This is a genomic window from Micromonospora sp. NPDC092111, from assembly GCF_044755745.1.
In the GTDB taxonomy this organism is placed as follows: domain Bacteria; phylum Actinomycetota; class Actinomycetes; order Mycobacteriales; family Micromonosporaceae; genus Micromonospora.
Map to the genome: position 1 here is coordinate 1 of NZ_JBIVRQ010000019.1, position 19,090 is coordinate 19,090.

Below are 19,090 nucleotides of genomic sequence, written 5' to 3' on the forward strand. Positions count from 1 at the left end.
AGGGCTATCAAGGCGCCCACGGCAGCGTGCGCACCCCGTTCAAGCGGCGCCGCTTCCGGCCGAAGCTGTCACGCCGGCAGAAGGCCGTCAACCGGACCCACGCGAAGATCCGCGCCCGCGGCGAACGCGCGATCGCCACACTCAAGACCTGGAAAATCCTGGTCAAGCTGCCCTGCTGCCCAAGCCGAGCAACCGCGATCGTGCAGGCCATCCTCATCCTGCACCACGTCGAAGCCAACCGCTACGCAGGATGAAAATGGCTCGGTGCAGAGGTAAGTACAGCTGATCTTGCAGAGGTCAACGCTGGTGCCTGATCCGTCGAGGGCGGCGGCCAGTACCAGGCCGCCTGCAAGTACACCCAGTGCATGTCACCCCACTCGAGGTACGGGTCGTCCGCCAGGTGCTCCCAGATCAACGCCCGCAACTCACCGGCATGACGGCGCACGTACTCCGAGCCGAACTGCGTGATCTTCTTGTCGAACACGACGGCCGGGATCCCACGGCCGTCCAACGCCCCGACAACATGACCGACAGCGGTTGTTTTGCCAGCCCCGTCGGCCAGCCCCAGACTGATCACGTTCTCCACCGCCCCGTCGAGCTTCACCAACGACACACTCACCCCAGCCTCGGCCAGGTACTTCCCGACCAGAGTCGGGTAACTGGTGGCCACACTCAACCCCGACAGGTCAACAAGCCGCTGCGGGCCGTCCGGTCGGGCCGCGACGTGGAACCGCGACCGCGAAAACCCCAACCGCCACACCTCACTTGCCGGAGCACCCGAATCCAGAAGCGCGAGTTTGGCTGGCGCTACGCCGACGGCACCCGCGAGGGCCCCGGTGTCCCGCTCGTTCTACCGGGCCAGCGCCCGCGACCCGCGAGGGAGCACCTGACGCGATTCAGGTCGCCGACCGGTGGCGCCTTCTGAAGAACCTCGGCGACGCGGTCGAGAAGGTCGTCCGGGGGGCATCGCCGGTGCCTGCGGGAGCACACCAACCCGACACCCGCCCTGGCGGCGCCGACCACGGACGAGCCGGTCAGGACGGGCCGCCGGGCGGCGAACACCCGCCAACGCCACGCGGCCGTGCACGCCCTGCGGGCCGACGGACTGTCATCAGAGCGACCGCCCGCCGCCTCGACATGAACGTCAAGGACCGCCCGCAGGTACGCCGACCAGCAGGAACCCGACGAGCGACGAACGCCGGTCGGGGATCAGCGTGGCCGCGGCGAGGCCGCAGGCCGTGACCGTGGCACTGAGGCGAGGTCACGGCGGCCCCTGGCTGCCGATCACCATGTGGGAGACACCGTGGCGGTGGCAACGGTGCGCCCGGTGCCGTCGTGTGCGGTAACCGTCGGCGGCCGGCGAGAGCCCCAGACCACGATCAGGTGACCGTGGTACGGGACGGGTAGGTGGCGGCCGTTGACATGCAGTTCTGCGACCCCATGGCCGACGAGCACCGCCGACCCGCGCACCCATCGCGTGCCCCGGGGCAGCAGGGGGTCGCCGTCGCGCACGACGCCAGCGCCCCCACTGAGCGCCACCTGGTACGGCGCGAGGTCGTCGCGGGCCCGCTCGAACTCTTCCGCAGTGGGGTCTTCGTCGTCCGACGATCCGCCGCCGCCGAGCGTTCGCCAGGCTCCGTGGTTGTCGACGGCCAGCAGGTGCGTCTCGTCCCAGCAACAGCCAACGCCTCGGCGTAGGAACCGTGTGGCGGCGACGTCGCCGTCCACGTCGACCGCGACCGGCGCGAAACGACGGCGCCGACTCAACCGCACGGGGCCGTCCGGCAACCCTCAAATGATCAGGCGCAGGCTCTCGGCCAGGGCGTCGTACGCCACCCGCTGACCGTACCCGAACCGAGGCACCCCCGGGTCGCGGGTCGATCACCTACGGGCCGGATCCGTCCCGGGTTCCGGGCGTGGTCGATCCGGCCCGGACCGTGTCATGCTGCACGGACCCCGACGGGAGGACGACGATGGCTGCTGGCGATGCCGTACAGGTGCGGCCGGCGCGAGAGCTGCTGCGACCGCTGGTGTCCGGGGCGACGCTGGTCGCGGTCCTGGCGTTGCTGTTCGGGCTGCCGTGGTGGACGTTGACGGTGGCGGCGCGGTGGCCGGCGCCGGTGGTGGCGGCCGGCACGAGCGTGTTCGTCGTCGCGCTGGTCGCGTTCCCCGTCCTGATGTATCTCGGGCACGGCCGCCGGCGGTGGGACGCGGCTGCGCGCGCCGGGGACTCACTGCTTGGCCTGATCTGGATCCTGTTCGTCTGGACGCTGATCGCAAACGTGGCCCGGCTCCCGCTCGCCGCGGCGGGAGTCGCCGATCCGGTCCGGTCCCGATCCGTGGCGGTCGGCGCGGCGGCCGTCTCGATCGTCCTGGCCGTCTGGGGCTACACCGAGGCGATGCGGGTGCCCCGGGTCCGGCAGGTGGACGTCACCATCGACCGGCTGGGTGCCGGTCTCGACGGGGTCCGGGTGGTGCTGCTGACCGACACCCACTACGGCCCGATCGACCGGGCCCGCTGGTCCGCCCGTACCATCGAGGTGGTCAACGGCCTGGCCCCCGACATCGTCTGCCACACCGGCGACATCGCCGACGGTACGGTCGACCAGCGCCGGGCGCAGGCCGCGCCGCTGGGCGCCGTCCAGGCCCGGCTGGCCCGGGTGTACGTGACGGGCAACCACGAGTACTACGGCCAGGCGCAGGGCTGGGTCGACCACATGCGGGCCCTCGGCTGGGAGGCCCTGCACAACCGGCATCTCGTGGTGGAGCGGGGCGGCGCCCGGCTCGTCGTCGCCGGGGTGGACGACGTGACCGCCGCCTCGTCCGGCGTCGCCGGTCACCGCGCCGACCACGCCGCGGCGCTCGCCGGCACCGACCCGCGGCTGCCCGTGCTGCTGCTGGCGCACCAGCCGAAGCAGATCGACGACGCGGTCGCGGCCGGCGTTGATCTGCAACTGTCCGGGCACACCCACGGCGGCCAGATGTGGCCGTTCCACTACCTGGTCAGGCTCGACCAGCCGGTCGTGCAGGGCCTCAGCCGGCACGGCCAAACCCAGCTCTACACGAGCCGGGGGACCGGTTTCTGGGGTCCGCCATTCCGGATCTTCGCGCCGAGTGAGATCACCCTGCTCACCCTCCGGGCGGGTTAGCCCGACCGGGCCGGCACCCACGCCCCCACCTGACCGTGGCCGGGATGCCCTCGGTCAAACCCCGTCGGCTATCCCCGGGCCCCGGGATCCACCCGCATACAACCGATGCCAAGCCTCCCGGGCGACGAGGGATCCTCATCTGCCCGGCAGGCTACGTGGTCGCCCTGGAACTCCTCACCCAAAGCCCGGGTAGCGATCGCGCTGGTCATCGGCGCGGTCAGTACGTCACCGACCCTAGATGCGCTGGACCTGGCGTAGCTGCTGTAGGGCCGCCGGCGGGTCGACCGCGAGTTGCTGGCCAACTCGTGATGGAGGCCCGAAGGGAGAACGCCGGCGGACGCGCCTACACCTCGCACCGGATGAACACCGGCACCCATCATCGACCGGCCTGACGCCGGACCGCGTGTACTGTCCGTGCCCGGACACTGGCGGCCAGGCGACAGCGCCCAGCGCGATGCCGATGGTGAACCAGGGTCGCGAGCCACTACGACTGCCGCCTCGCACCAGATTTCGGACGCCATCGCCGGGCCAGGTGGTGGTGGAACGTCAGCCGCCGAGGCGTCCACACCGGATCGACGGCTCACGGTGCGCGTCGACGGCCTGCCCGGTGCCGGCTACGAACTGCGCCACCGACGGGTCGACGCGGAGCACAACAGCATCGCCGGCTCGTGGGCCGCACTCGGCGATGGCGACTGGCCCGATGAGACACGGTGGCAGCAGCCGACGGCCGCGGACCGCCTCGAGGAACTGGACCCGACCCGGGCGGTGACCCCGGCTGACGGCACGGTCCACCTCGACCTCGACCTGCCGATGCCGTCGACCTCCTACTTCGAACTGACCCCTCTCCCGCGTCCGTAGACCGCACGCCCGCCGCCGTCCATCAGCACCCCGGGCGGCGCGCGTTTGCTCCCGAACGTTCTGACACTGCTTGGACGTCGATCGCCAGTTCGAAATGGCCGCCGCCGAAGTTCGATCTCGACAAACGATCTCGGCGTCTTGTCGATGATCGTCTTTCCCTTGACTCAACTTTCGAAGATGATAATATCGTCAACGATATATGCGCTGCGCGGGGCGGCGCTACGCGTCCCGTCGAATGTCGTCTCATCGGACTGCGACCACCCTGGACGGGAGCGTGCACCCCACATTCGCCGCCGCCGGGATGGTCGGGTCGGACAGGCCAGCTTCGACGCCGCGACCTGATCAACAGGCTCGACGGCGCCCACCTGCCCGAGCAGCTCGCCTTCGACGTGCACGAACTCGGGACCGACTTCCTCAGCGGCTTGGATTCGAAATACCCCGGTGCGGCCCGATGGGCACCGGGGTATTGCACGCGCGCACCAAGGTGATCCTTGTACAACCCGCTGCTATTGCCGGCACTCTGGCCAGTCTTGTGGACGCCATGATCAAACTCACCGCCGACATGTCCTGACAGGAGCAAGCCATGTGGAGACAGCACGTGCCGAGACTGCATATCCCTCGTGTCCCCGGCATCGCGGCGGCCGTCGTCCTGGTCGTCGTGGCCAGCACGGGCCTGGTCGCGGCGCCCGGCAGCACGGCCTACGCCGTCACGCAGGTGTCCTCGAGCGTGCGGGGCTCGGACAACCGAACGTACACAGCCACCAACCACCTCACGGCGGCGGCGCTGCGCGGCGGTCCCCGTGAGTGGCTGCTGGCCTGGGCCGGTGCGGCGAACGCATCGGATCCGGCGGCCAAGGACTTCATCGCCGTCATCGACGCGACGCGGGACTCGCGGACGTACGGGCAGGTGGTCAACACGGTGACGTTGAGTCCGCAACGTCAGACCGAGCCGCACCACATGCAGTACATCTGGCACAAGGGCCAGCGGATCTTCGCCGCGAGCATTCTGAGCGACACCAGTTTCGTGTTCGACTCGCGAAGCCTGCCGGCGCTTCGCCTCACCGGCGTCAACCTCGCCGCCGACACGCCGTGCGGCTCCGCGCCGGACGCGTTCTGGTCCTTGCGCGACGGCACCGCCTACGCCACCTACCTCGGCGGTCCCGATATCGCCGGACCCTGCCGCTACACCAACGGTCAGGTCCGCATCGGCAACGGCGCCAACGGCTCGCCCGGTGAAGTGGTCCGGATGGCGGCCGACGGGCGCACGCTGGCCGAGATCCCGATGGCGCTGCCGAACGGCGAGGACCCGGCGATCTGCCACAACAAGCCAAGCATCACCCCGGCGACGTGCGCCAACCCGCACGGGCTGCAGGTCCGCGAGGACCTCAACGTGATGGTCGTGAGCGACTTCGCCGAGCTCAGGAGCTTCGTCGAACCGTCCGATGTGCAGACCGACCCGCTCCTGTTGCGCAGCAGCATTCGGGTCATGGACATCACCAACCGGAACAATCCGACGATGCGCTCCGTGTCGTATTTGACGGACGGGCCGCGCGTGGACGAGTCGACCGCCGTCAACGAAAACCGCATGGTGATGGAGAATGCGGTCACCAACCAGCACCGGCACCGGGGTGCCTTCGCCTCCACGATGGCCGGCGGTGCCATCTTCTACACCCCCGACATCACCAGTCCCTCGCCGAAGTGGCAGGAGGTCTTCGACGACACGACGGCGTACCGCGGGTTCGACTCGAGCGGCGTGCTCACCGGGTCGAATGCCGGCGGCAGCTGGCTGCAGGTCACACCCGACGACCGGTACCTGATCCATACGGTCATGGGCACCGACCCGCGGTTGCCACGCGACGTCACCAGCGGCATGGTCTTCGTGCTCGACATCCAGAAACTCCTCGCGGCCGGCGCAAACCCCGCGTGCCGGATCGACACGATCGAGGAGGTCGCCGCCGGCGGGGCGGAGTCTGACTGTCCCGCCCTGACCAGTGTCGTGCCGATCGCTGACAAGGTGACGCCGAATATCGGCGTCGGGCCGCACTGGGGCAGCCAGGATCTGTTCACCCGCGACCGGAAGGGCTTCTACCGGGAGGCCGACCACATCGAGCGGATCGCGACCTCGAACTACTTCGTCGCCAAGACCGGCCTCGACGGTGACCACCGCATCTGCATGTTCGACCTCAACCACGCCGGCGTCTTGTCCTCCGACACCGCGTTCCGAGATGAGCAGACGCACCAGCCGTGCGTGAGCTTCAACCGACAGGACTGGCCGCACGGCAGCGTCGGCGTGGCTCGCCCGCACGGCGTGCTCTTCGTGGTCAGCGACAGCGTCCTGCGCTGAACCGGTAGTAACCCCAGACGAGGCGCAGCGACCGCTGCGCCTCGTCTGCTGTCGGGGTGTTGTTGGGGGTGTTGGTCAGGGCAGCTGGCCGCTCACCGCCGTGACGGTGCCGTGGGGCACCCAGGTGGTGCTCTGGTGGTGGCCGTCGGCGCCCGGAACGAACAGCTGGCCCGCCGCGTAGAGGCGCAGCGGCTCGGCGGGAACGCCGCGCTGGCGCATCCACGTCGTGTACCCGGTTCCGGTCGGCGGTTCGAGCGGGAACAGCTCGGAAAGCTCGGCCAGGTACGCCGACGGGGTGTCGTCGCGCACATCGAAGCGCAGCGGCAGCAGCGGACTGCTCGGGATGGCCAGCAGCGGGCCGGTCAGCAGCCACGGCGCCAGGTAGCTGCCCTGCGCGGGCAGGCGGTCGGCCGCCACCTCACGGAGGGTTGTTTCGGCCGCCGCCCATCCGGACACCACCAACAGTGGGTGGTCGCCGGGGTCGGTGACCCGGAGGTTCTCGGCGGCGCCGGCGGCCTCGACGACCTGCCGAGCCGCGACGCTGCGGGGCGAGTCGTCGGACCTGACGGAGATCGTGGTGGCGCCGCGCCCCGCGATGAAGGACACCATCGCCCGCAGCGCGTCGGCGTCCTCGGCGGTCAACTCCTGGGCCGGACAGGCAGCCAAGGGTCGCCTGGCGCCGGCGAGCAAGGCCCCCAGGCTCGCGCTGGCGCACTCGGGGCCGTCAGGGGTGGTCACGTCCGGGCCGGGGTCGGCCTGGCCCGTGTCGACGGCGAGGGAGGCGGTGGCGCCACCGTGGGTGAGCCAGAGCCGGCTGCGGCCGGTCGGCAGCCAGACGAGCCCCCACGATCCGGTGGTGCCGGGCCGGGCGTCCGTCGTGGCCAGCCGGCCCGGGTCGAGGCCGACCCGCACGTCGTCGGCGCCGATGTGGACGAGGTTCCAGCCCGGGCGCTGCGGGGTGACGAGCACGGGCAACTGCTGGCCGGCGGCGTCGACCTGCCGCACCATCGGGATCCCGGCGTCGGCCGGCGCGGGCGGCAGCGGGACGCCGACCAGCCCGACCCCCGCCACCAGCGCGGCCGACGCCGTCACCGCCTGGAACCGGCGCGACACGGGCCCCACCGTCACCGCCACGGCGGCGAGCCCGAAGTACGCGATGCTGAGCCAGCCGAACGTGAACCACAGCACCGTGGCGTCCAGCCGCACCTCGCCGCGCACGCAGTACGCCGTGGCGACGCCGGCGGTGACCAACGCCGCCCCGGTGGCCACCGGGCCCAACGCGACCGGACCGGCGCTGCGGCGACCAGCGAGCATCGCGGAGATCGCGCCCACACAGCACATCGCGGCCAGGAGCCCGGCGGCGGTGAGTGTCCGGGCCGGTGACCCGTCCGGCACGGCCTGCAGGACGCGACCCGCGCCGATGACCGCGCCGAGCGCGAGCGCCGCCCGGGGGCGGGTCACCAGCCATGGCAGCGCCAACGCCCCGAGCGCGAGGAGGGTCGAGGGCACCACCGCGGTGCCGCACGCCTGGATCGCGCCGATGTTCGCGACGGCGGCGATGACCGCGGCGACGGATGTCCGCGACCGCCCCGCCCGGCCGCCGCCCCAGGCCGTCGCCACGGCGGCCGCTGTGGCCAGCAGGCTCAGGCAGTGGATGAAGACCGCGCTGCCATCGAACGGGGCCACCCCGGAAGGGGCACCGTGATCGTGCGCCCAGGCCGGGGTGGTGCTGATACCGATCGGCACGGCGGCCAGGACGGCCACCGTCCCGGCGCGGTGCAGATGTTTCCTCATCGGACGGAGCGATTGCTGACGACGCAGCGCAGGATGATCGACACCGGCGACTCCAGTCCCAGGTGATGATGGCGATCAATTACCTCCCGCACCATAGACAATGCCGCCGCAGAATTCCATATCGTGATCCCGCGGTGTCAGTGGGACGGCGCTCCCCCAGATGGCGGCCGAGTTGGGCGGCGGCGAGCAGGTAGTTGTAGCGGGTGGTTTGCGGGTAGGTCCCGGCCCGCAGCGACCGGTCCCAGTCGCGGAGGAACCCGGACCAGGTCCGGGACTGCGTAGATTTCCGTGTTTGACCTGGGTGTGGTCCGTTGGACAGGACGTTGATCCTGTCTGGGAAGGACCACGTCATGGCAGACAAGAAGAAGGCGGTTCAGCTTCCGCAGCCGTCGGCGGTGGAGGTAGAGTTCGTGCAGCAGCTGGTCGAGCGGGCCAAGGCAGACGGGGTGTCGTTGGTCGGGCCGGGTGGGCTCCTCGCCGGGATCACCCGTACGTCCTGGAATCGGCCCTCGATGCGGAGCTGGACGCCCATCTCGACGAGGCCGGAGTCGATGAGACGACCGGTCGGCGGGCCAACGTTCGTAACGGGCACGGGGCGAAGACGGTGCAGACCGAGGTCGGGCCGGTGCGGATCCAGGTTCCCCGGGACCGGGCCGGGTCGTTCACCCCGAGAATCGTGCCCAAGCATGCCCGCCGCCTGGACGGGTTCAACGAGGCGATCCTGTCGCTGTATGCCGAAGGGTTGACGACCGGGGAGATCTCCGCGCATCTGGCGGATGTGTATGACGCCGATGTGTCCCGGGAGTTGATCAGCCGGGTCACCGACAGCGTCCTAGAGGAGATGGAAGCGTGGCGGCAGCGGCCCCTGGACCGGGTCTATCCGGTGGTGTTCATCGACGCGCAGGTAATGAAGATCCGGCAGGGGCAGGTCGCGAACCGGCCCGTCTACGTCGTGGTCGGGATCAGCCTCGACGGGGAACGCGACGTCCTCGGTATGTGGGCCGGGACCAGAGGTGAGGGAGCCAAGCAGTGGGCCGGCTACCTCACCGAACTCCGCAACCGGGGCGTCGAGGACGTGTTCATGGTCTGCTCCGACGGACTCAAGGCATGACCGACGCCATCGAGCAGGTCTGGCCGCAGGCGGTGCACCAGCAGTGCGTCGTGCACCTGGTACGGGCGTCGCTGCGCTACACCAACCGCAAGGACTGGCAGAAGATCACCACCGCCCTGCGAGAGATCTACACTGCTCAGGAGCCGCAAGTCGATACCTCGGCTATACAGTTCTGCCATGTCTGGAGGTCAGCCGAAGCGCGGCAAGTACTCCCAGGTCAGCTCCGGAATCCGAATGAACCCAGTGCCGGGCGAGCCGGCCGGGTCCCCTTCGAGACGCACGAAGACGCCCGAAATTGTGGATCTCCGAAATGATTCCATGCACCACCGCGTTGCGGTGGCCAGTGCGGCGCGGACGGCGTCCTCGCCGGCCGGCTGGCCCTTCTCGTTCGAGTACGGCCCGTACGGGACCCCCCACCGGCATGCCCGTCGCCTGCCGCCAACTGTCGGCCAGTGGTCCCGAGCCCACCACGCTGTACCCAATGGACTCGATGAATTCGGTCACCGCCGCCTTCGCGGGCGGGGAGTCCCCGGCGATCGGCAGGTACGAGCGGTCGCCCGCCCCGTCGGTCGGGCGAGTGACAGCAGGTGCTTGAGGAAGATGTTGTTGGACGCTTTCACGAGCATGGCGTCCGGGAGGTACCGCAGCAGCAGCTCGCTTGAGGTGAGCGACTTGCTGTCGAGCTCGGGGATGTTCCCGTCACGCTCGGGGCCGTAGTTGCACGTGTCGATGACCGTTTTCCCGGCCAGTGGCGCGGCGGGCATGTCGGGGAAGGCATTGACTGGCACCGTGATCACGACGATGTCACCGGCTGCCGAGGCTTCCCCGCTGGTCGCCGCAGACGCCCGCGGCCCCAGTTCCGCGGCCCGTGTCCGCGAGCGTTTCGGGACCGCGTGCGTTGCTGTGCACGACCTGATGCCCGGCCTCGACGGCGAGCCGCGCGATGGTGCTGCCGATGGCGCCGCTGCCGATGAATCCCACAGTAGTCATATTCTGAGCCGTCCTCCTTTCCTGTGCCGGACTCGTTGCGATTCGGGTCCTTCCCGTCAGCTGGCGGGAAAGTAGTGGCCGTTGTCCAGATCGGCGAGCAGGCGGGGCTGAGCGGGTTTCCAGCCGAGGGTCCGGCGGGTAATGAGGTTGGACGCCGGGTAGCTCTGCGTGACGATGTTCGCAAGAAACCCGAAGTATCCCGGCAGCACCAGTTCGTCCACGGGAACGCTCACGGCGGGCAGGCCCAGACGGCTGCCGATGGCCTCAGCAATCTCGCGGAACGGGATGCCCCCATCGTCGACCGCGTGCCAGTAACTGCCGGCCGGGCCCTTCTCCAGCGCCAGGCGGAACAAGGAGGCGACATCGCGGGCATGCACGGCGTTCCACAGGTTCGCGCCGTCTCCGGGGTAACCGACGAAGCCCTTCTCCTTCGCGAGCGCGATCAGCGTCGGGAGGAAGCCGGCACGATCGGTCGTGTCGTGCGCGATATTGGCGATCCGCACGACCGAAGACCGCACGCCCCGTTCGGCGAGGCCGATTACGGTGGTCTCCACGACGTTACGAGCCCGCAGGCTGCCCTTGTGCTCATCGCCGCTGGGAAGGGCCGGGTCCTCCTCGGTGGCCATCCGGCCCAGCAATCGCTGCCCAGGCGAGCCGATGCTTCCCGCCGCGACCAGCGGCTTTCCGGTTCCCGCCAGTGCCTCGCCGTACGCAAGCATGATCGGGACCTCCGCGGCGGCCACGGCGTGGACCCCGCCGGAGAAAAGCAGGTCCTGCCGGTGCGCGACGTGGATGACGCCGTCGGAGTCCGCAGCCGCCTCCTTGAGCCCGTCGAGATCCCCGAGGTCGCCGCGACGCACCTTCGCGCCGAGCGCGGACAGCGCCGCCGCGGCCGTGTCCGACCGGGCCAGGCCGGTGACCTCGTGGCCAGCGGCGATGAGCTCGGGGACGATGTACGAACCGGAATGGCCGGTCCCGCCAGTGACGAAAACACGCATTCTGCTGCTCCGAGTGAGTGATGTGACGCGAGAAGTGGTGGTGCGTGTGTGCTCAGCCGAGATTGCTGACGCCGAGGGAGAAGTTGAAGTCCCCCACGCCGTGGCGGGCCAGGTTGACCATCAGCAGGCCCGTCCCTTCCAGCCAGTGCGCCATCTCCAGGCCGCCGGCATCCAGGGGGCGCAACCCGAGACTCTCGATGAACGCCGACACGCTCGCCTTGGCCGGCACGTCGTCCCACGCCGGCGAAGAGCACGTCCAGTGGGCGTCCCGGGGCCAGGACGTGGCCGAGGACAGTGTTGAACGCCTTCACGACGTGCGCGCTGGCCGGGGCGGCCTTGGCGATCTCCTGCGCGGCGGAAGTGCCGTCGGGGGTGGTCAGCCCGCTCGCGTCGGCTTTCATGGGGTTGGTGATGTCGATTATGACCTTGCCGGCCAGCGCGTCCCCGTGCTGGACAACGACCGGCACGGCGCTAGCGTTCGGCACGGCAAGCATGACGATGTCGCCGGCCGGGCGCTGCCGAACGTCCCGGCCGTGGCGCCGCCGCCGAGCGCGGCAGCCAGGTCCCTGGCCTTGGCCGCGTCGCGACCGACGACCTGGACGGCGTGGCACCAGCGAGCGCCCGGGCGGCCAGGGCGCGGGCCATGGTCCCCAGGCCGATAATGCTGATGCTGCTCATGAAGTGCCTGATTTCCGGAGATGAATGGGGACGCCATGCCCGCCGGTCGCGAGCTGTTTGGCGTAGTCCGGTAGCCGTGCTTCAGCGGACCTCGGCGCCCAGGGCGATGTCGAAGCCGGCGCCGCTGCGGGCCAGGCCCACCAGGAGGATGCCGGCCCATTCGAGGACGTGGGTCATCTCGAGCCCTCCTGCGTCGAGAGCCCGCATGCCCAAGCTCTCCAGGAAGGCAGCGACACGTGCCTTCGCCTCGGCGCTGTCGCCGGCGTAGAACGCGTCCAGGGGCTTGTCCTCGGCGATGACGCCGCCGAAGATCGTGTTGAAGGCTTTCACGACATGTGCGCCCTCGGGGGCGACGGCGGCGATCTGCTGGGACACCGAGTTGCCCGCGGTCGTCACGACACCACTTGCGTCGGCGTTGAACGGGTTGGTGATGTCGATGAGGACCTTGCTGGCCAGCGCATCGCCGTAGTGCTCGACCACGTCGACCGCGCTGGCGTACAGGACGGCCACGATGACGATGTCACCCACCGGCCTTGCGCCGAACGTGCCGACGGTGGCTCCGTTGCCGATCTGGTCGGCGAGCGCCTGAGCCTTGGCCCTGTTGCGGCTCATGATCTCGATGGTGTGGCCGTGCTTCGCGGCCCGGGTGCCGATGGCGGTGGCCATGTTGCCCGAGCCGATGATGCTGATCGTGGTCATGACGTGTGTTCCCCTTGTTGTGTATGAATCAGTTGGTCGGGGGCCCGGCGTGCTGGGCCGGGTGTCGAAGGGTTCGCCGAACGGGCTCAGATCACTGTGGTGCCGCCGTCGGCGACCAGTTCCATGCCGTTGACGTAGCTTGAGTCGTCCGAGGCTAGGAACAACGCGACCGACGCGATCTCCTCAGGGCGGCCCATCTCTCGCCGCGGGATCACGGACTCGAACTGCGCCTTCATTCCCGCGTCCATGACCTGCTCCATCATCGGCGAGGCGACCTGGCCGGGCGTCAGCACGTTCACCCGAATCCGCCGGTCCCTCAGCTCGGACACCCACACCCGGGCGTAGGCGGGCAGCACGGCCTTGCTCGCTGCGTAGACACTCCAATCGGGGTAGCCCCGCAGTGACGCGTTCGACCCGGTCATGAGGATCGAGCCGCCATCATTGAACAGCGGCAGCGCCTTCTGGACCGTGAACAGCGTGCCGCGTGCGTTCAGCGAGAACGCGGCATCGAACTGCTCCTCGGTGATCTCGCCGAGCCTGCCCTGCTCACCCGTCCCGGCACTCGCCCACAACACGTCGACCGTGCCTTTCTCCTGCTTGACAGTATCGAACAAACGGTCCAGATCATCGAGGTCGGTCGAATCAGCCTGCACGCCGGTCACATTCCGGCCGATCAGCTTGACGGCTTCGTCCACCGCGTCCTTCCGCCGGCCGGAAATGAAGACGTGAGCTCCTTCGTCAACAAACAATTTCGCACCGGCCAGCGCCATACCACTTGTCGCGCCCGTGATCACCGCAACCTTGCCATCGAGCTTTCCCACGACTGCCTCCATTCACATAACCGTACCGAGTCGTGTTTCTCGGACGGAATTCAATTCCGGCCCATCAGTCACTTATCGAGCATGCCATTGGCTCGAGTCGGTTGTCCAAGACCTCTTTCGGCCGCTGCGATACCCTTGAGGTATCGCCGGAACGGGAGGCTCCGTGGATCTGGACCTGCGCAAGTTGCGTTACTTCGCCGCTGTCGCCGACAAGCTGCACTTCGGCCGGGCCGCCGATGAGCTGCACATCGCGCAGCCGGTGCTCAGCCGGCAGATCCGCGCACTGGAGAAGGAACTCGGCACTGCGCTACTGACCCGGGACAGCCACGGCGTGGCGCTGACCGACGCCGGCCGGCAGTTGCTGACCGACGCCGGCCCGCTGCTGGCCTCCGCGCACGCGGTCCGCCGCCGGGTGACCCTGGCCGCGCAGGGCAGCCGGCGGCTGATGGTCGGCTTCCGGGCGGGCATCGCGGTCACCCCAGCGGTACGGCAGTTCGCCATCCAGCACCCGGACGTACTGGTGGATCTGCGGCGGATCGAAGGAGACGACCAGGCCGCGATGCTGCTCGACGGCCGCATCGACGTCGGCTATGTGCGGCTGCCCATCGACGAGGCCGGCCTGCGCGTCACCCCGCTGTACACCGAGCCGCGGGTAGCAGTACTTCCCGCCGGCCACCGATTCGCCGGCAAGGAACAGATCACCGAGGCCGACCTGGTCGGCGAGCCGCTGCTCTGGCATGCCGACACGAGCACACAGCCCACCAAACGCCCGCACCCTGACGCCGGATACCGGGTGCGCGGGGTGGACGAGACGCTCGAGCATGTCGCGGCCGGCCGGGGCATCTCGTTCCTGGCCCGTTCGGCGACCGTATTCTATTCGCATCCGGAGGTCAGGTATGTGCCCATCCCGGATCTGGCACCCGACCAGGTGTGCCTCGCTGTGGCGGAATCGCGCACCTCGCCGCTGATCGACGACTTCCTCTCCGCGGCTCAGGTGACGTCCGAGATCACGGCAGAATGTGGGAATTATGAAATGTGGCAGCTTGGAGGCGATGCCGCTTCGAAGCAGGGTTGAGCAGTTCGACCGACAACAGCAGCGCCAACAGAGGGCACGAAGGTTGAGCGTTCTGGCTGGAACTCTGGTCTCGTGTCGCGTTGTTCAGTTGCTCTCGGATGCCCAGTGGTCGTTGATCGAGGGGATGCTCCCGAAACCGACGGGACGCCCGGGCCGGAAGGGAATGGCCGGCGACGTATAGTCGCGGTGAGGGCGAAGCGCCAGGCCGAGGTTCCGGCACCGGTGTGAGGGAGGGGCCAGGATGTTCGGTTCGAAGAAGAAGCTCAACGATCTGATGGCGCAGCTCAGGCCCGACCTGAGTCGGGAATCGCTCGGCGTCGGGCCCGACTTCCCGGGCGTCGCCCCGAACCCGATCCTGAGCAGTGATGCACGGAAGCGCAATGCGGAACTGCGTACGGGGGCGCTTGCGCTCGGTGTTCTCGTCGACTGGCGGGAGGTGAACAGCAACCCTCGCGTGGTCCTGATGTTCGACGTGGAGACCGCCGACGGCATCTCGTTCCGCGGTATCGCAGACGAAGACCTCACGATCACCGAGCTCACCCGACTCGCCCCAGGACAGACGTTGCCCGTGCGTTACCGGCCGGCCGTCATGGACCACTACGTCGCCCTTGCCCGGGACGCGGACCCGGCCCGTGTGCAGCAGCTCTCTGACGAGATCGCGAGCCGCAAGCGGACCTGACCCGAAGCCATTGGCCGGGTGCGGCTAGGATCAGAGGGTCTGGCTTGGGAGCCACGCGTGGAGCCACCGGGTCGAACGGAGCCGGACGAGCCCGGACCGATCCAGTTGCCGAGAGCGCGGCGACCAGGGCGACGCGGACGTTGCCGAGCTGCGGAGTGGTCTTGGGAATCTACGGATCAGAAGGTTAGGGTTTCGAGTCCCTTCGGGCGCACTTCAGGATCAAGGCCGCGACCAGCCGAAACGCGGGTCACGGCCTTGTTTGCGTCCCGGCATGTACCGTGGCCTTCCATCATGTGGACGCGTGGTGCTCCGTTGGTGCTCCTCTGTTTCGACGGGGATGTTTTCCGTTCTGTGCCACAACTGTCGGTAACGGTCTGCTGGTGCGCGATGGGTCCAGGCACGTAGTGCTCGGCGAGCCACCGCAGCAGCTGATGGTCGCGGATGGTGAGGCGACGAAGCCGGTCCAGACGAGCCAGTCGAGGGAACCCCTCTCGTCGACGACATTCGTTGGGCGGAGATCGACGCCGAGCTCGCCCGTGGCGTCGTGCCATACAAAACGCCCTGCTTGGAACGCGGGACCGTTTTGAAGAGCTGGTGCCGCAAGGGAGGACCTCGGATGATCAGTCCGTGGCCCGCCCGGTCCGGGAGATATGGGCTGTCAGCCGAGCGGGACGGAGCCGACAAGGCGCAGGTCCGAGGTTCCCCGTACGGGCTGGCGGCCGCCCGCATGTTGACGCGGACGCTGCCTCACCTCGCAGTCAGCAGGGGGAGGTGATCCACCTGTGCGAGAGCAGGTAAGCAGGGCCGATGTTGCCCTGCCAACCCTGCCCCATGCACCCGTTGTAGCCGGTGTAGTTCGTGCCCGTGTAGAACGCCACCGCCGTGTACGAGGTGGAGGTTCCGCGGTTGTACACCGAGCGTGCCGGAGCGGTCCGGGCCCAGGAACAGCGGTCGATCCCCGACGTCCAGTCCGGGTCGGCGTCCGACCATAGGCACATGTTGCCGGACCCGCCGCTGCCGGTGTAGAAGCACGCGTGGGAAGCGGGGCAGTCGGCGTAGCTGGCGGATGGGGTCACCACGGCCGCGGCGGGAGAGCTGATTGCCAGAAGGGCCGCCGCCGTCGTGGCGGCCACGGCGAGAGCCTGGCTCGGTCGGGTGAGTGCGGACAGCGCTCGCTGAAACATGCAAACCTCCAAGGGACCGCCGGAAAGAACGCCGCGCGGGTGCCGGCCGATCTGTCCGCGCTGACATTCGTCTATGGGTTGTAGTGTCGTGAGCGCACTGGAGACAATCCAGGCGACTGACAGGCGATCAACCGGCGACTTCCTCCACGACGGCTGAGGGAACAGGACAAGCGATGGAGTTCGGTCCTTTGATCAAGTCGCGTCGACAGTCGCTGAACCTCTCTCAGGAGGAACTCGCCACTCGGTCGGGAATCAGCGTGCGGAACCTTCGTGACCTGGAAACCGGGCGGATCCGGAAACCCCGCCAGCAGACCGTGCGGTTGCTGGCCGAGGCGTTGGGGCTGTCCGGTGACGAGCGGCGCGACTTTTACGAGCGGTCACGGGCGGCTGCGGGGCTCAGATCGCCGACGGACAGGGCAAGCGGCGCCTCCCCGGCGAGTCGACCCCGTCCGGCTCAACTGCCGCCGGACACCGCCTCCTTCACCGGACGTGCCGACGCTCTGGCCGCGATGGACGCGCTACTCAGCACAGAGACGCCAACCTTGGGCACCACGATCCTGGTGGTAGGTCCGCCAGGGATCGGTAAGACCTCGCTCGCGGTGCACTGGGCGCACCGGGTGAAGGACCGCTTCCCGGACGGGCAGCTTTTCGTCAACCTTTCCGGATTCGACCCTAGCCAACCGCCGCTGGCTGCCACCTCGGCGGCCCACGCGTTCCTGGACGCGCTGGGCGTTCCCGCAGCGGCTATGCCGGTTGCCGAGACGGGCCAGACTGGCCTGCTGCGGAGCCTGCTCGCCGACAAGCGAATGCTGTTGCTGCTCGACAACGCCCGCGACGCGGAGCACGTACGACTGCTGCTGGTCGCGGCACCGGGATCCGTAGTCGTCGTCACCAGCCGGGATCGGCTCATGGGGCTGGTCGCGGCGGCGTCCGCGCACCCGGTCAGCCTCACCCCGCTCAGCGACGACGAGTCGCGACAACTGCTGCGCCGCCGGGTCGGCGCCGGCCGCCTCGATGCCGAGCCGACCGCCGCGCAGGTGATTGTCGACCGCTGCGGCGGCCTGCCGCTTGCCTTGGCGGTGACGGCCGCCCGCGTCGTCTCCCAGCCCGCAGTGCCGCTGGCCGTCGTCGCGGGTGACCTGACCGGTGCCGTGCCACGGCTCGACAGCCTGGCCAGCCACGACAGCCCGACAGACCTGCGCTCCTGCCTCCTCGGCTCATACCGGCTGCTGAACCCCGGGGCCCGGCAGGTCTTCCGGATGCTTGGACTGCATCCCGGCACCGCCAACGAGGCGGCGGCGGCAAGCCTGGTCGGGCGCCCACCCGCGCACGTGGGCCCGCCGCTCACCGAGCTGGCCCGGGTCCACCTGATCGGCGAGACGACCGACCGCCGGTGGTACCTGCACGACCTGGTGGCCGCTTTCGCCAGGGAACGAGGGCGGCGGGACAGCGATGCCGACCGCCTGTCCGCGCTGCGGCGGCTCGGCGATCACTACCTGCAGACTGCGGTTGCGGGTGCCCGTCTACTTGAGCCTCGCCGGGAACCGCTCCCCACGATCACTCCAGCGCCGGGTGTCACCGTCCACTCGCTCGCCGACGAGGAGTACGCCAACGCTTGGTACCGGGCGCACCGGGCAACCCTCGTCGCCATGGTGCACCTGGCCGCCGAGCACGGCATGGCGGCCCACGCATGGCAGTTGGCGTGGGCGATGACCACGTTCCTGTCCCGCGGCGGCCACTGGGCCGACCAACTGGCGGTGAACCACGTCGCCCTCCGTGCCGCCCGAATGGCGTCCGACGCCCGCGGCATGTCGTACGCACTGCGCGGTCTGGGCCGCGCTCACCTGCGCCTCGGCGACCACGATGCGGCCGAGGTCAGCCTGCGTCGGGCGCTGCGGCTGTCGGGCCGGACCGGAGACCTCGGCGGGCGGGCGCGGGCCCACCACGGGTTGGCGTATGTGCATCAACAGCGCCACGACCTGCCCGGCGCCCTCTACCACTCCCGGCGGGCGAGGCTCCTCTTCCTGCTGGCGGGCAACCACAGCGCTGGTGCCGAAGTCCTCAACAGCTCTGGCTGGTACCACCTGCTGGCTGGCAATCTCCGCCAGTCGTTCCGCCAGACCCGGACGGCGCTGATTCTGTTGCAGCGGTTCGGTGAGCGGCACGGCGAAGCCAGCGCTTGGGATACTCTCGGCCGGCTCTGCACACATCTCGGCGATCCGGGCCAGGCGGACCGATGTTACGAGCACGCCCTTGCGCTGTTCCGGGAACTGGGGGACCAGTTCTTCGAGGCGGAGGTGCTGATGCACCGGGCGGAGGACCGGTGGGCGGCGGGCGACCAGGACGCCGCCAGAGCGGACTGGAGCGCCTCAGCGCGGATCCTTGAGGGCCTGCACCATCCGTTGGCCGTCATCGTGCGCAATCGGATCGGCAAGACCGCTCCGGGCAGCAGTGTGGCCTGGCCTGATCCTGGCCACACGGCCGGGAAGTACCGGACACGGCCACCGCCGTCCCTGAGGTTGGGATCGTTGACCAGTACGCCTTGTCAGCTCGATTGTGGTCGCCGCCTGTGCGGTGGCCGTGACGATCAAGGTGCTGAGCGCCGACGACGTCGTCACCATCAGGCAAGAGCGGGTGCTGGACCAAACGGCGGTGCAGCCGGCGGTAGCCACCAGCATCCAGGGCGTTCGGGATGAGCCGGTAAGGGTGC

General features: G+C 69.2%; 17 protein-coding genes and 1 pseudogene. 8 read left to right on the plus strand and 10 right to left on the minus strand.

Annotated elements, in window-relative coordinates; translation table 11 throughout:
• A partial coding sequence (locus ACIQG9_RS26235) for a transposase family protein (protein ID WP_400407404.1) occupies positions 1 to 254 on the plus strand: 254 nt, incomplete at its 5' end.
• Here ACIQG9_RS26235 and ACIQG9_RS26240 read toward each other — a convergent pair.
• Complete coding sequence (locus ACIQG9_RS26240) at positions 242 to 760, minus strand: hypothetical protein (protein WP_400407406.1); 519 nt, start codon at positions 758 to 760, stop codon at positions 242 to 244. The genes ACIQG9_RS26235 and ACIQG9_RS26240 overlap by 13 nt on opposite strands.
• Positions 761 to 1,284: 524 nt before the next feature.
• Positions 1,285 to 1,788 (minus strand): hypothetical protein, encoded by a 504-nt coding sequence (locus ACIQG9_RS26245; RefSeq protein WP_400407408.1) that lies wholly within the window; start codon positions 1,786 to 1,788, stop codon positions 1,285 to 1,287.
• 185 nt (positions 1,789 to 1,973) lie between these two features.
• Here ACIQG9_RS26245 and ACIQG9_RS26250 point away from each other — a divergent pair, with 185 nt between their 5' ends.
• From ACIQG9_RS26250 to ACIQG9_RS26260, 3 genes are all read left to right on the plus strand, one after another.
• Positions 1,974 to 3,149: a metallophosphoesterase gene (locus ACIQG9_RS26250; RefSeq protein ID WP_400407410.1), complete on the plus strand. Its 1,176-nt coding sequence runs from the start codon at positions 1,974 to 1,976 to the stop codon at positions 3,147 to 3,149.
• Between the two features lie 585 nt (positions 3,150 to 3,734).
• The gene (locus tag ACIQG9_RS26255; RefSeq protein ID WP_400407412.1) at positions 3,735 to 4,007 is read left to right on the plus strand and encodes a hypothetical protein; all 273 of its coding nucleotides are present in this window, start codon (positions 3,735 to 3,737) and stop codon (positions 4,005 to 4,007) included.
• Between the two features lie 598 nt (positions 4,008 to 4,605).
• Positions 4,606 to 6,351 (plus strand): hypothetical protein, encoded by a 1,746-nt coding sequence (locus tag ACIQG9_RS26260; RefSeq protein WP_400407414.1) that lies wholly within the window; start codon positions 4,606 to 4,608, stop codon positions 6,349 to 6,351.
• A 75-nt stretch (positions 6,352 to 6,426) separates the two neighbouring features.
• Here the strand turns inward: ACIQG9_RS26260 and ACIQG9_RS26265 are convergent, their stop codons facing one another.
• Positions 6,427 to 8,145, minus strand: a complete 1,719-nt coding sequence (locus ACIQG9_RS26265) for a hypothetical protein (RefSeq protein WP_400407416.1) — start codon at positions 8,143 to 8,145, stop codon at positions 6,427 to 6,429.
• Positions 8,146 to 8,305: 160 nt separating this feature from the next.
• Here ACIQG9_RS26265 and ACIQG9_RS26270 point away from each other — a divergent pair.
• Positions 8,306 to 9,570 (plus strand): annotated as a pseudogene (locus tag ACIQG9_RS26270) (IS256 family transposase).
• A 186-nt stretch (positions 9,571 to 9,756) separates the two neighbouring features.
• Here the strand turns inward: ACIQG9_RS26270 and ACIQG9_RS26275 are convergent.
• From ACIQG9_RS26275 to ACIQG9_RS26300, 6 genes are all read right to left on the minus strand, one after another.
• Entirely contained in the window at positions 9,757 to 10,113 is a 357-nt protein-coding gene (locus ACIQG9_RS26275; RefSeq protein WP_400407541.1) for an NADPH-dependent F420 reductase, read from the minus strand.
• Positions 10,061 to 10,237, minus strand: coding sequence for an NAD(P)-binding domain-containing protein (locus tag ACIQG9_RS26280; protein ID WP_400407418.1), 177 nt, complete (start codon positions 10,235 to 10,237; stop codon positions 10,061 to 10,063). The genes ACIQG9_RS26275 and ACIQG9_RS26280 overlap by 53 nt, the downstream gene beginning before the upstream one ends.
• A gap of 65 nt (positions 10,238 to 10,302) precedes the next feature.
• A complete protein-coding gene (locus ACIQG9_RS26285) occupies positions 10,303 to 11,244 on the minus strand; it encodes an SDR family oxidoreductase (RefSeq protein ID WP_400407421.1) in 942 nt (313 codons plus the stop codon).
• A 52-nt stretch (positions 11,245 to 11,296) separates the two neighbouring features.
• Positions 11,297 to 11,428 carry a hypothetical protein gene (locus ACIQG9_RS26290; protein WP_400407423.1) on the minus strand — a complete coding sequence of 44 codons (132 nt, stop codon included), beginning with the start codon at positions 11,426 to 11,428 and terminating at the stop codon, positions 11,297 to 11,299.
• 575 nt (positions 11,429 to 12,003) lie between these two features.
• The gene (locus ACIQG9_RS26295) at positions 12,004 to 12,621 is read right to left on the minus strand and encodes an NADPH-dependent F420 reductase (protein ID WP_400407427.1); all 618 of its coding nucleotides are present in this window, start codon (positions 12,619 to 12,621) and stop codon (positions 12,004 to 12,006) included.
• 86 nt (positions 12,622 to 12,707) lie between these two features.
• Entirely contained in the window at positions 12,708 to 13,454 is a 747-nt protein-coding gene (locus tag ACIQG9_RS26300; protein WP_400407433.1) for an SDR family NAD(P)-dependent oxidoreductase, read from the minus strand.
• 151 nt (positions 13,455 to 13,605) lie between these two features.
• Here ACIQG9_RS26300 and ACIQG9_RS26305 point away from each other — a divergent pair, with 151 nt between their 5' ends.
• Both ACIQG9_RS26305 and ACIQG9_RS26310 read left to right on the plus strand, forming a co-directional pair.
• Complete coding sequence (locus ACIQG9_RS26305; protein WP_400407437.1) at positions 13,606 to 14,517, plus strand: LysR family transcriptional regulator; 912 nt, start codon at positions 13,606 to 13,608, stop codon at positions 14,515 to 14,517.
• A 241-nt stretch (positions 14,518 to 14,758) separates the two neighbouring features.
• Positions 14,759 to 15,196: a hypothetical protein gene (locus tag ACIQG9_RS26310; RefSeq protein ID WP_400407440.1), complete on the plus strand. Its 438-nt coding sequence runs from the start codon at positions 14,759 to 14,761 to the stop codon at positions 15,194 to 15,196.
• 758 nt (positions 15,197 to 15,954) lie between these two features.
• On the opposite strand, the gene ACIQG9_RS26315 is transcribed toward ACIQG9_RS26310, so the two are convergent.
• On the minus strand, positions 15,955 to 16,329 hold the full coding sequence (locus ACIQG9_RS26315) for a peptidase inhibitor family I36 protein (protein ID WP_400407442.1): 375 nt from the start codon (positions 16,327 to 16,329) through the stop codon (positions 15,955 to 15,957).
• 224 nt (positions 16,330 to 16,553) lie between these two features.
• Between ACIQG9_RS26315 and ACIQG9_RS26320 the strand changes: the two genes are divergently transcribed.
• Positions 16,554 to 19,076, plus strand: a complete 2,523-nt coding sequence (locus ACIQG9_RS26320) for an ATP-binding protein (protein ID WP_400407444.1) — start codon at positions 16,554 to 16,556, stop codon at positions 19,074 to 19,076.
• The last annotated feature ends 14 nt before the right edge of the window (positions 19,077 to 19,090 follow it).

What these genes read in the sequence shown, in the direction of transcription:
- ACIQG9_RS26250 (WP_400407410.1), top strand. Translation starts at nt 1,974, where the DNA reads ATGGCTGCTGGCGATGCCGTACAGGTGCGGCCGGCGCGAGAGCTGCTG.
- ACIQG9_RS26265 (WP_400407416.1), bottom strand. Translation starts at nt 8,145, where the DNA reads ATGAGGAAACATCTGCACCGCGCCGGGACGGTGGCCGTCCTGGCCGCC.
- ACIQG9_RS26285 (WP_400407421.1), bottom strand. Translation starts at nt 11,244, where the DNA reads ATGCGTGTTTTCGTCACTGGCGGGACCGGCCATTCCGGTTCGTACATC.
- ACIQG9_RS26295 (WP_400407427.1), bottom strand. Translation starts at nt 12,621, where the DNA reads ATGACCACGATCAGCATCATCGGCTCGGGCAACATGGCCACCGCCATC.
- ACIQG9_RS26300 (WP_400407433.1), bottom strand. Translation starts at nt 13,454, where the DNA reads ATGGAGGCAGTCGTGGGAAAGCTCGATGGCAAGGTTGCGGTGATCACG.
- ACIQG9_RS26310 (WP_400407440.1), top strand. Translation starts at nt 14,759, where the DNA reads ATGTTCGGTTCGAAGAAGAAGCTCAACGATCTGATGGCGCAGCTCAGG.
- ACIQG9_RS26320 (WP_400407444.1), top strand. Translation starts at nt 16,554, where the DNA reads ATGGAGTTCGGTCCTTTGATCAAGTCGCGTCGACAGTCGCTGAACCTC.